The sequence below is a fragment of the Chitinophaga sp. W2I13 genome, assembly GCF_050434005.1.
GTDB lineage: Bacteria > Bacteroidota > Bacteroidia > Chitinophagales > Chitinophagaceae > Chitinophaga.
On sequence record NZ_JBNPWD010000001.1, the window covers coordinates 1644943 to 1656556 of the forward strand.

The following is an 11614-nucleotide window of genomic DNA, read 5'->3' on the forward strand; positions in this document are numbered from 1 at the left end:
TAATTAATTGGGTCCTTTCCCTGCTGGTAGCGGTGTTGCGCGGCCAACCGCATGATTTCCCGGGCTGTAATAACCGGTTTTCACAACGTTGTTATGCCGTTGGTAATAGTCGTATAACCCCGCCAGCACCAGCAGGTTCAGCTCAATGCACCCGGCCTTCTTCGCCAGCTCATAAGACAGCTCCCTGTAACGGGTAGAATCTGTATGATAGCCGAGCCGGTGATAGTCTTCCAACCGGTTATAAATATCCATGGCCACATAAGGTAGTCCCCTGTTCAGCGCCGCCGCAGCCAGGCTGTTGATCCTGGCCTCTGCCTCTTTTCCACCTCCCTGTATTACCAGCGTATCTGCTGCATAAGCGTCGATGTACAACGGCAACCGGCTTTGCGGATACTTCTTACTGATACGCGCAGCTGTTTGTAATGCCCATTGTACGGAGTCCTTACGGGTACTATCCCTGTAAAAACGCATCGCGTAATTTACCAGTAGTATACTGTAGACAGAATCCTGCGATGCCGGAAGCCTGGCAGCCATATGAAAGGCTTCATAGAAATAGTTATTGGCATCTGCCGGCCGGCCCATATTCCGGTAATAGAGATACAGGTTGCTCAGCGTTTTAGCGATGCGTGCGCTGTCTGATGACGCTTTATGCAGCCGCAGTGCTTCGTAGCCGTAAATGCCGGCAACATTAAAATCTGTTCTCAGGGCGTAACAGAAACTCATCACATCGCAGGCGTCTGCCAGGCCTTGTTTATACTGCCATCGTCCGGCCATTTCATGTTCCCTGACCGCATAGATAAAGCTGCTGTCGAGGTTAATCATCATGTACAGCGCCCCGAGTTTCCCCAGGGTGTTGATATAAGCGATGCTATCCTGCTGAACAGACAACTCATGCAGCAATTCCGGCAGCTGCGGACTTTGGGGTACAGCGCGCTGTGCAGCGCACAACAATGCGAGCGCCAGCAACGTGGCGGATACCCAGCGTTGGTAATATGAGTTGTTTATGCTGCGCGTCATGCTGTTTCCGGTGATTCCGGCAGCTGATAGTAAAAGGTGCTGCCTTCCTCGTAATTGTTTTCTGCCTTTATTTTTCCGTTCATTTTATCTATAAAATCCTTGCAGATGATGAGCGCCAGCCCGGCGCCTTTCCCTGCACGTTCGGGCTCGCTGGTGTGGCTGCTCCAGTTAAAGAGATGCGGCAGTACAGCGGCATCGATGCCGGAACCTTCATCAATAAAAGAAACCGTAAGCCAGTTATTTTTACGTATAGCCTTAATTGTTATTACGCCATAGTCGGGCGAAAATTTAACTGCGTTATGCAAAAAATTCCGGTGGATGAACTGCAACATTTCATAATCTGCCTGAACGGTGGTACCTGCAGGAATGTCGATCGATAACCGGATGTCTTTCGCGGCAAGTAAATGCTGCAGGGCGTTTGCCGTGGCGTTGATCATTTCTTCCAGCAGGAATATCTTCGAATGATACACAAAGCCGGACAATTGGGTACGGATCCATCGTAATATTTCTTCAAAAATAACCAGGGTGTCTGAGGCCGTATGTTCCACCTGTACAATCATGCTGGCGGCATCTGTTACGGTGAGCGCTTTTTCATCTATAAACCCGGTGATATTGACGATGTTATACAGGGGTGTTCTGAAATCATGCGCGATCATGGAAATCAGTTTATTCTTAAAGTCGTCGCTATCCTGGAGCGCTTTATTACCCAGGCGGATCTCCTCCTGCAGCGTGGCCATACTGGCGGCATTTTTCCGGGAAAGGCGGTGGGCGCGCACATAGTAAGTGAGGAGGATGATGAGCAGGATGGCAATGCCCGCAATGATCAGCAGCTGGTAATACCAGAAGTGATTTGCGGCTTTATTAGAGGCCAGTTGCTCCCGTTGTGAGTGGTGTTGCAGCCGGAGAGAGTCCAGCCATTCATCGCCAAAGGCATAGGAAAGATAATCTGCTTCGCCGGCCAGCATATCTTCCTGTTGCTGCTGCATTACGCCGAGGGCGAGGCGGCTGTAACCGTTGGCGTTGGGAGTGTCTCGCAATTGCAGGCAGGTGTTATACAGCCCGGTGATCACGGGAAGCATTAACCCGGTGTATCCGCCTGCTACTGCATAGTCCACCGATTTACGCTGATATAGCAACGAATCTGCCTTTCTTTGCCAGATACAATAGCCTGTTAGTTGCATGCAGGCGTACATGGCGATGTAGTTAAACCCTGCACTGCCGGCCGCGGCCATTACTTCTTTCAGGGTTTCTTCTGCTTTCCGGGTTTCGCCTGCGCGCAGTTGTTCGTGCGCTGCAAATAAGTGGGTGTATAAAATACCCGGGACGTCGTTATACCTGTGTGTGAGGTTGATGGCCTGTTTCAGCGCTTTCTGTGCAACGGGCAAAGCGGTGGAATCCGATTCATTAATAAGGTAGTAACTAACCAGTACCCATGCCCGCAGGGAGTCTAATCCTGCATCCCAGGCTACTTTCAGTGCCTTGTTAATATAGTGCTGGGCTTCCGCATGTTTTTGCTGGTATTGATAAAAGGTGCCAATATTCATCAGCGATACGGTAACCCCTGCGGAGTCGCCGGCAGCGCGGCAGGCAGCCAGTGCATTGTCATAGAAGAGAAAGGAAAGATACCGGTGGGGTCTCAGCGCATAATACCGGCCCATGCCCCGTAATGCGTCGCGTTGCCCTTTGCTGTAATGAATACGCTCCGACAGTTCGTTGGCGCGCCTGGCATATGCCCCGCTGCTGTCCAGCTGTTGCGGCAGATACAACGATGATATCCTGTTTAACGCATCTGCATAGTCAGCACTGTCCGTTAACCGTGGTAACGCATGCTTAATTGCTACAATATCATTATGCTGGGCGCACAATGTCCGCGAAATAAAAAGCAGGGCACACAGGCCCATACGGCGTAAACATGACATAAAAGGGAATCAGCGGCCTGTAAAATAATTTTATTTACAGTCCCTGCTTCCATCCATTTTGTTCATTTTACCACCTAGATTTCAAATACCAATCCCTTACGTTTCAGGGCTTCATATTTTTCGGGATTCGAAACGGTACAGGTGAGCCCCTTTTTTGGAGGAGGTTTTGTCTTTTTCCTCCAGTTTTTCCATCACATCCAGCGACAGGATCTTCTTCCGGAAGTTACGTTTATCGAGGGTTTTCTGGTAGATCTCTTCGTAGAGACTTCTCAGTTGCGAGAGGGTAAATTTCTCCGGCAGCAGTTCAAAGCCAATGGGATGGAACTGTGCATTGTTGCGGAGTGCGGCCAGTGCGTCTTCAATCATTTTTGTATGATCGAAGATCAGTTCCGGTATTTCGTGGAGTTCCAGCCAGTGCGCACCATGTTCACGGGCCAGTGGCTTATCGTGGTTTTTAATACGTATCAGCGCATAATAGGCAACAGATATAACCCTGGCGCCGGTATCACGGCCTACATTACCGTAGCAATGCAATTGGTTCATGTAAATATCATTCAGCCCGGTGGTATGTTCCAGCACGCGGGCGGCCGCTTCATCGGTACTTTCATCTTCCTGCACAAAGCCGCCTACCAGCGACCATTCACCGGCCATAGGAGCAACTTTACGTTGCATGATCAATAATTTCAGGCGGCCCTCATCAAAACCGAAGATGATACAATCTACTGCCACCAGGTGTTTCGGGGCTTTAGCATAAAAAGAAGCAGCATTCATATAGGAATTTTAAAAGGCGGAAAATCTATCAAAAATAACAAAACCAACCTATTTTTTCGGCTTAAAACGACTGTATTCCGTAGCCGGTATCTTACTTATGCCTAACAACTCTAACATATATACGAGTTGACCACGGTAAAAGGTACTACTGTTGCACACCTGCATGATCACATCCTGCACCGCTATTTTATAGTGCTCACTCTTTTTGAGGGTGTAGGCAACGGTGTGGTTCAGCTTTACCTCGCTGGCCTTTTGTACCCATTCTTCCAGTTGTGCCGACTGTGTAAGCCAGGCGGCGCAGGCTGACGCAAAGCTCCCGCTGAAGCCCGCCGTAGGATCGGTTGTTTTCTCCGTGAGCTGTAAACGCTGATACCAGAGACTTTCCGTATGCCACAGGTAATAAACGGCAGCGCGCAATGTAGAAATCCCTCCTCCCAGGTCCCGGTCCAGCTGTTCATCCGTTAGTTTAAGTAACCCCTTTGCCAGCTGCTGGTTTGCCCAGCAATTGTAAGCAGTATAATGCGCAAGCATATTTTTCATGTAAGAAGAGATTAATGCCGTTTCCATCCCAAACAACCTACAAATTACAATATTGTTTGTCATTTTAACCCACCGATATTTAGTTGCCGGTACATGGGCATCCGTGTACCGGAATGCATGACGGCGACGGACTTCGCAATTTTGATTAATTTGCAGCCTGCGGCCGGAGGCCGTTCCTGCAAACGGGTGTGTATAAACAAACGGCCAGGGTACCTGATTAATATATACAGATATGGAAGATATAACGTTAAGGGTTGCACGAAGAGAAGACAGTGCCAGGTTGATGGAACTGATCCGGGAACTGGCGGCGTATGAAAAAGCATCGGAAGAAGTAACGGTGAGCCAGGAACATTTTGAGGAAGCCGGATTTGGTCCCAACCCGGTGTGGAAGGCATTTGTAGCCTCCACTGCAGTTAACGGGCAGGAAGTGATTCACGGGTTTGCGCTGTATTATACCCGTTACTCCACCTGGAAAGGTTGCCGGATGTACCTGGAAGATATTATTGTTACAGAGAACTGGCGGGGCCGGGGCATCGGCAAGCTGCTGTTTGATCAGCTGATCATTGAAGCAAAGGAAAAGCAGTTCAGCGGCATCGTATTCCAGGTGTTGGAATGGAATACACCTGCCATTAATTTCTACCAAAAATATACGGATAAATTTGATCCTGAGTGGATTAATGTCAGCATAGAACTGCAATAATTTTCCGCTCATACAATTCCGGAACGGTATGTCGTTAATCCTCGTTAATATTGATGACATACCATTCCACTATGATTTTTATCCAGGACTTCCGGACACTTCACAACGTATCCACACCCGACCTCTGCGACACTTTCAACGCGGCTTTCAGCGATTATATAGTACCTTTGCACCTTACTCCCTCTATACTGGAACAAAAGATGCAGGGCGAAAACCTGCTACGGGATTATTCTATCGGCGCCTTTGCCGGGAATTCGCTTGGCGGATTCATTTTACATGCTGTGGACGACAAAGTGCATCCAACGGTGTTATACAACGGCGGCACCGGCATTATTCCCCAATACCGCGGCCAGCACCTCGTGCAGAAAATGTATGATCAGTTTATTCCTGCATACCAGCTGCAGGGTATCCGTAAAATAATACTGGAAGTAATCAGCACCAACCTTCCTGCCATCAAAGCATATACGAATACAGGGTTTCATAAAACCCGCACTATTCATTCTTTCAAAGGCAATATAAAAACGCATAAAAACCCGGCGGGCATCTCCATAAAAGAAAATACAACACCCGACTGGCCCCTGCTGGCTACGTTTATGGATATGATGCCCACCTGGTCCAACAGCGTGAACAGCATACAGCGGGAAGCGCCTTTTACAGTGACCTGGGAAGCTACTGTGGACGGACAAACGGCGGGCTTTATCAGTGTTCACAAAGATACCCGCAGAATCAGGAATATAGCGGTTCACCCCGGGTTCCGCAGAAAAGGTGTTGGCAGCGCCTTATTGCAATACGCAGCCGATCAGTTTATGGGTGCGGCGGTGAGCATTATTAATATCGATGAACATTTTCCGGAGATCGACAAATTCCTGCAACAGGCGGGGTTGATGCATTATCTGTCGCAGTACGAGATGGAGATTGTATTATAGCGGATTTTGTCTTTCCCGCTGATTACGCTGATTTTATTGATTACTTTGATTTTACTTTTTGGATTTTTTAAAGGATTTTAAAAGACTATGGGAGATATAAGCGAAAATATCCGCTTATATCTCCCATAATCTTTTAAAATCAAAAAGTGATCAAATCAGCGTAATCAGTGTAATAAGTTTAATCCTGAGGAAGACAAAATCCGCGGCATTAATTAATTCCGTTTACCACCGTTTCCTTGTTGATTTTCTGGATCAGTCCCTGTAATACTTTACCGGGGCCTACTTCGGTGAATTCCTTGCCGCCATCGGCCACCATAGCCTGAACGGATTGTGTCCATCTCACAGCACCGGTTAACTGATCGATCAGGTTTTGTTTGATCTGTGCAGGTGCTGTTACGGCTACGGCTACCACATTTTGGTATACGGGGCAGGAAGGATTATTGAAGGTGGTGGTGTTGATGGCTGCCTGTAACTCTTCTTTGGCAGAAGCCATTAAAGGAGAGTGGAACGCGCCACCTACCGGCAGGATCAGCGCTCTTTTGGCGCCGGCGGCCTTCATTCTTTCGCAGGCAATTTCCACGCCTTTGAGGGTACCGGAAATTACCAGCTGGCCGGGACAATTATAATTGGCAGGTACTACTATTTCGCCCGTTTCAGCGGTAACAGCAGCACATATTTCTTCTACTTTAGCATCATCCAGGGCCAGTACTGCGGCCATGGTGGAGGGTTGCAGCTCACAGGCTTTCTGCATGGCATTGGCGCGGATAGCCACCAGTTTCAGGGCAGCTTCAAATGACAGCACGCCATTGGCTACGAGGGCGGAAAATTCCCCGAGGGAGTGACCTGCCACCATTTCGGGCTGAGAATGTTCCGTGCAGAGGAAGGCGATCACTGCATGCAGGAATACGGCTGGCTGTGTAACGTTGGTTTGTTTCAGGTCTTCCTCTGTACCATTGAACATGATATCAGAAATACGGAAGCCTAAAATGTCGTTTGCCTGTTCAAAAAGTTCTTTTGCTTTTGCGTTGGTGTCGTACAGATTTTTGCCCATACCCGGAAACTGGGAACCTTGTCCGGGAAATACGTAAGCATGCTTCATGTGAATATAAATTAATATTTTTTCAAATATAAATAAGAATTACGGATTTACAGGTAGCTGATAAATATAAATTACTATTATCATCTACCCATAAATCCGTAATCCGTAATATAAATTATTTTATTTGCTGATCAGTTTCATGAATTCGGCCCTGGTGGTACCATGTTCGAACTGGCCACTGAAAGCAGACGTGGTGGTAAGGGAGTTTTGTTTTTGTACACCGCGCATCATCATACACAGGTGCTGCGCTTCAATCACCACTGCAACGCCCTGCGGCTGCAGGGTTTCCTGGATAGCATCCAGGATCTGGTGTGTTAAACGTTCCTGTACCTGTAAGCGGCGGGCATATACATCCACCACCCTGGCTATTTTGCTCAGGCCGGTGATATACCCGTTTGGAATATAGGCTACATGGGCCTTTCCGAAGAAGGGCAGCATGTGATGTTCACACATAGAGTATAACTCGATGTCTTTTACAATCACCATTTCACTATATGCTTCGGTAAACTTCGCTCCTTCCAGTATTTCGCGCGCGTCCTGCTGATATCCCTGTGTGATGAACTGCATGGCTTTAGCCATCCGTTCAGGTGTTTTCTGCAGTCCTTCCCTTTCAGGGTCTTCCCCCAGCAGGTGCAGGCATTCTTTATAGTTTTCTACAAGACCGGACGTGATCTTTTCATCGTAACTCTCGTTCTTATTATACGCCATTCTTATATGATTTAACAAATTTCAAAGGCCGGTAATATACAGGCATTACTTGCCACCATAGTACTCCACGTAGATGCGCGGGGTTTCATACAGTTTGATACAATGCAGCTGCACTTCTGCAGGCAGGTGTTTGGCCAGCTGATCCCAGATAGCGATAGATAAATTTTCAGCGGAAGTGAATTTATCTTTCATAAAATCAACATCCATATTCAGGTTCCGGTGATCGATCTTTTCTATCACCGCATCCCGGATAATTACCCCTAAAGTCTTGGCATTAAATACAAAACCCGTTTCCGGATCAGGATTACCTTTTATAGTGACGTGCAGTTCGTAATTATGACCATGCCAGTTCTCGTTGGCGCATTTACCGAAAACTTCTTCGTTCTTTTCTTTGCTCCAGCCCGGGTTAGATAACTTATGCGCAGCATTGAAGTTCTCTACTCGCGTTAAATAAATCATTATTGCAAAAAATTTTTGCAAAAATACCACTATTAAGTGAGTAGAGCCAATTTATCCTAATTCCTGTCAATTGTTTTACACGGGGAGCAATCATTTTTGCTGTATTTTTACAGGATGAAAATATTGGTGACCGCGGCTACCACGCTGGAAATACAGCCTTTTTTACAGTACATCGACCAGCACATTCCGGCCCTTAAAGCCGCGAACTGCAATATAGACATACTGATTGCGGGTATTGGCATGATGCACACCGCTTTCAGCCTCGGGAGGCACCTGGTGGTAAACCGGCCCGATATAGCCATACAGGCGGGTATTGGCGGTAGTTTCCGCCACAGCTGGGAGCTGGGACAGGTGGTACTCATTAAACGCGAATACCTGGCCGACCTGGGCGCGGAAGACAACGATCAGTTTAAAGATTTATTTGATATACAGCTCTGGCAGCCATCACAGCCGCCCTTTACCGGTACCAGCCTGGTGAATACCTTTGCTGGATTGCCCGAAGTACCTCCCCTGCCCACTGCTACCGGGGTGAGCGTAAACCTGGTAAGCGGCAGCGAACCTACCATAACAAAGCTGGTGGCCAAATACGACCCAGATATAGAAAGCATGGAGGGCGCCGCCTTTCACTATGCCTGCCTGTTGGAAGAAATACCGTTTTTTCAACTGCGCAGCATCTCTAACTATGTGGAAATCAGGGATAAAAGCAAATGGAAGATTCCCCTGGCAATAAAAACACTCAACGACGAACTGATAAAAACCGTGGAAACACTGGCCGGCATTTAACGACAGACTATAAAATTTTGATAGCTATGCATTTATCTTTAGGTTTTTCACCTTGCCCGAATGATACTTTCATTTTTGACGCACTGGTAAACAATAAAATAGACACCAGGGAATTTACCTTCGATACCCACCTGGAAGATGTGGAAACACTGAACAACTGGGCACTACAAGGCAAACTGGCCATTACAAAGCTGAGTTTTGCCGTATACCTCAAGGTAAAAGATCAATACGAACTGCTCAACAGCGGCAGTGCACTGGGACGTGGTTGCGGCCCCTTGCTCATTGCAAAGAAGGATATTCCCCGCGAAGAGATAAAAAATCTGACCATCGCCATTCCCGGAGAAAACACGACTGCCAACCTGTTGTTCTCCATCGCTTTCCCCGAAGCCACGAATAAAAAGGTAATGCTGTTTTCAGAAATTGAAAACGCTGTGCTGAACGGTGATGTGGATGCTGGCGTGATCATCCACGAAAACCGCTTCACTTACCAGCTCAAAGGCCTCGTAAAGCTGATGGACATGGGCGAGTACTGGGAACAAACCACCGGTAATCCCATCCCGCTGGGAGGCATCTTTATCCGTAAAGATGTACCTGAAGCGACCCGTGCACAACTGGATGCGCTAATCCATAAAAGCCTGCAAAACAGCTATACTACTTACCCGCAGCTGTCTGACTATGTGAAATCACACGCGCAGGAAATGGATGAATCCGTGATGCGCCAGCATATTGATCTGTATGTGAATGATTTCAGCTTAGACCTGGGCGAAGAAGGCAAAGCCGCCGTAGTAGCGCTGATGGAAGCAGCGGAAAAAATCCGCCCGTAAAGCAGCCGATTTTTTCGTTCTTTTGTTGCGGTATGATCGAGAATAAGGATACAGACCTGTGGAACAGGTTCCGGCAAGGAGAGGAACAGGCGCTATATACCTTGTATGAAAAGTATTATCACCTGCTCCTTTTCCTGGGCCTTAAAATATGCGCAAGAAGCGAACCGGTAAAGGATTGTATCCAACAGGTGTTTCTTTATTTTTGGGAGAAGAAAGAAGGACTGGATACCGTCACCAATGTACGCAGCTACATTATCACCTCCTTTAAACGCAAACTGTTATTACATCTTCAGCAGGAAAAAAAGGACAATGGCCTGTTGTCGCTATGGATGGAGACCGAAACCGGCAGCGACATTCCTTCTGCTGAACAATTGCTGATGCAGCAACAACAAAACAAAGAAGCCATCGGACGTATACAGGAAGCCATATCTTTACTGAGTCCGAGACAGAAAGAACTAATTAACCTCCGCTTTTACGAAAACCGGAGCTACGACGAAATAACAGGTATCACGGGCCTTACGCACCGCACTGTTTACAATCACTTGTACGAAGCACTGAAATCACTCAAACAATCACTGGAACAGGATCTTAAATCCGGCAACCTGCATTTGAGAACTTTACTGCTGTTACTTCCCTTATAATTTCCCTGTTAGATTATTTTCAATAAAGCCTCTTTAAAATAAAATTTATCAAAATCTGAAAATTTACCGGTCCATACCCGGTAAAAGAGCAATGATTGTCGCTCTACTTTAAAAATAGATGGGGAATGCTGCCAAAGGACCTGACTGAATTAGACCTGCTGCTCGACGACACCTTTCTGCAATATATCCGGCGAAACAACGACACGGCTATTGCTAAATGGGAAAGCTATATCCTGTTGCATCCTGAAATAAAGGATAAGGTGGCAGCGGCAGTGGCGCTATATTATAACATCAATACGGTTGAGGCGGAAAAAGACAGGACGGTACAGCTAAACAGGCTGCAACAGGCGATCAAAGCCACTCACCCAGCGCGTATCCGGCGGATCAACTGGCGGCAGGTGGCCTGGCGCGCAGCAGCAGTACTCCTGCTCGTGGGAGGCGCTACCCTGTTATGGCCCCGGCTAAAGCCACGGAAGCCCGCAACGGCCCCCAACACCTTCCTGGTGTATTCCAGCGAATGGGGACAACGGAAATTGCTCACCTTACCGGATGGCTCTTCAATCATTCTCAACGCCAATACAACCGTTAGGATTCCTTCTGATTACAGCAACCGGCACCGGCATGTAGAACTGGTAAAGGGCGCCGCCCTGTTTGATGTAAAAACAAATTCCGATGATCCCTTTATGGTAACCAGCAAACAGATACAAACCACGGTACTGGGGACTTCCTTCTTAATAAAATCTTATCCGTATGAGCCACAGTCGACCGTTTCTCTGCTCAGCGGAAAAGTAAAGGTAAGTGAGAAATCAGGTAAGGCAGATCCGCTCACACTGGCGCCGGGAGAGCAGGCGCGGTGGAATGAATCTACCCGGAAAATGAGCAGGTCAACATTTGATACCATTGCATTACGCACCTGGAAATCAGGAAAATTAGTGTTTAACAATGCCAGCGCTTTTGAAGTTATACGTGAACTGGAAAATTGGTATGGAATACCATTCGAGGTAACCGGAAATTCATTATATGCCAAACGGTTCTCCGGAGCCTTCGACAACGATAAATTAGAAAAAGTTTTGAACATCTTTTGTTTTACAGCCGGATGTAGTTTTCAAATACAACCGGACAAAGTGCTGATTCAATTTTAATAACAAAGCGTTTCCACCAAAATCGCTGAAACCGGGATCACATGCAGGCTGCCGGCGCCTGTAGTGACCATATCAACCATCATTA

Annotated in this window: 13 protein-coding genes; 6 read left to right on the plus strand and 7 right to left on the minus strand. The window is 47.4% G+C overall.

Annotation, left to right across the window (positions count from 1 at the left end; genetic code table 11):
- Window positions 1–3 precede the first annotated feature (3 nt).
- From QFZ48_RS06540 to QFZ48_RS06555, 4 genes are all read right to left on the minus strand, one after another.
- The gene (locus QFZ48_RS06540) at window positions 4–1017 is read right to left on the minus strand and encodes a hypothetical protein (RefSeq protein ID WP_429061667.1); all 1014 of its coding nucleotides are present in this window, start codon (window positions 1015–1017) and stop codon (window positions 4–6) included.
- On the minus strand, window positions 1014–2936 hold the full coding sequence (locus tag QFZ48_RS06545; protein ID WP_429061669.1) for a sensor histidine kinase: 1923 nt from the start codon (window positions 2934–2936) through the stop codon (window positions 1014–1016). Before QFZ48_RS06545 ends, QFZ48_RS06540 begins: the two co-directional genes overlap by 4 nt.
- A 111-nt stretch (window positions 2937–3047) precedes the next feature.
- Complete coding sequence (locus tag QFZ48_RS06550) at window positions 3048–3707, minus strand: NUDIX hydrolase (protein ID WP_429061671.1); 660 nt, start codon at window positions 3705–3707, stop codon at window positions 3048–3050.
- Window positions 3708–3755: 48 nt separating this feature from the next.
- Window positions 3756–4247 carry a DinB family protein gene (locus tag QFZ48_RS06555; protein ID WP_429061673.1) on the minus strand — a complete coding sequence of 164 codons (492 nt, stop codon included), beginning with the start codon at window positions 4245–4247 and terminating at the stop codon, window positions 3756–3758.
- 232 nt (window positions 4248–4479) lie between these two features.
- Here QFZ48_RS06555 and QFZ48_RS06560 point away from each other — a divergent pair, with 232 nt between their 5' ends.
- Complete coding sequence (locus QFZ48_RS06560) at window positions 4480–4947, plus strand: GNAT family N-acetyltransferase (protein ID WP_370909328.1); 468 nt, start codon at window positions 4480–4482, stop codon at window positions 4945–4947.
- A 71-nt stretch (window positions 4948–5018) separates the two neighbouring features.
- On the plus strand, window positions 5019–5873 hold the full coding sequence (locus QFZ48_RS06565; RefSeq protein ID WP_429044809.1) for a GNAT family N-acetyltransferase: 855 nt from the start codon (window positions 5019–5021) through the stop codon (window positions 5871–5873).
- Between the two features lie 208 nt (window positions 5874–6081).
- Here the strand turns inward: QFZ48_RS06565 and fabD are convergent, their stop codons facing one another.
- From fabD to QFZ48_RS06580, 3 genes are all read right to left on the minus strand, one after another.
- Window positions 6082–6972, minus strand: a complete 891-nt coding sequence (fabD, locus tag QFZ48_RS06570) for an ACP S-malonyltransferase (protein WP_429044807.1) — start codon at window positions 6970–6972, stop codon at window positions 6082–6084.
- Window positions 6973–7092: 120 nt separating this feature from the next.
- Window positions 7093–7680: a GTP cyclohydrolase I FolE gene (gene folE, locus QFZ48_RS06575; RefSeq protein ID WP_429044805.1), complete on the minus strand. Its 588-nt coding sequence runs from the start codon at window positions 7678–7680 to the stop codon at window positions 7093–7095.
- Between the two features lie 45 nt (window positions 7681–7725).
- Window positions 7726–8139, minus strand: a complete 414-nt coding sequence (locus QFZ48_RS06580; RefSeq protein WP_079469374.1) for a 6-pyruvoyl trahydropterin synthase family protein — start codon at window positions 8137–8139, stop codon at window positions 7726–7728.
- Between the two features lie 114 nt (window positions 8140–8253).
- Between QFZ48_RS06580 and mqnB the strand changes: the two genes are divergently transcribed.
- From mqnB to QFZ48_RS06600, 4 genes are all read left to right on the plus strand, one after another.
- Window positions 8254–8922, plus strand: coding sequence for a futalosine hydrolase (gene mqnB / locus QFZ48_RS06585; RefSeq protein ID WP_429044804.1), 669 nt, complete (start codon window positions 8254–8256; stop codon window positions 8920–8922).
- Window positions 8923–8948: 26 nt separating this feature from the next.
- Window positions 8949–9746: a 1,4-dihydroxy-6-naphthoate synthase gene (locus tag QFZ48_RS06590; RefSeq protein WP_370909323.1), complete on the plus strand. Its 798-nt coding sequence runs from the start codon at window positions 8949–8951 to the stop codon at window positions 9744–9746.
- A gap of 32 nt (window positions 9747–9778) precedes the next feature.
- Window positions 9779–10387: an RNA polymerase sigma factor gene (locus QFZ48_RS06595; RefSeq protein ID WP_429044801.1), complete on the plus strand. Its 609-nt coding sequence runs from the start codon at window positions 9779–9781 to the stop codon at window positions 10385–10387.
- 125 nt (window positions 10388–10512) lie between these two features.
- Window positions 10513–11529 carry a FecR family protein gene (locus QFZ48_RS06600; protein ID WP_429061675.1) on the plus strand — a complete coding sequence of 339 codons (1017 nt, stop codon included), beginning with the start codon at window positions 10513–10515 and terminating at the stop codon, window positions 11527–11529.
- Window positions 11530–11614: the final 85 nt, after the last annotated feature.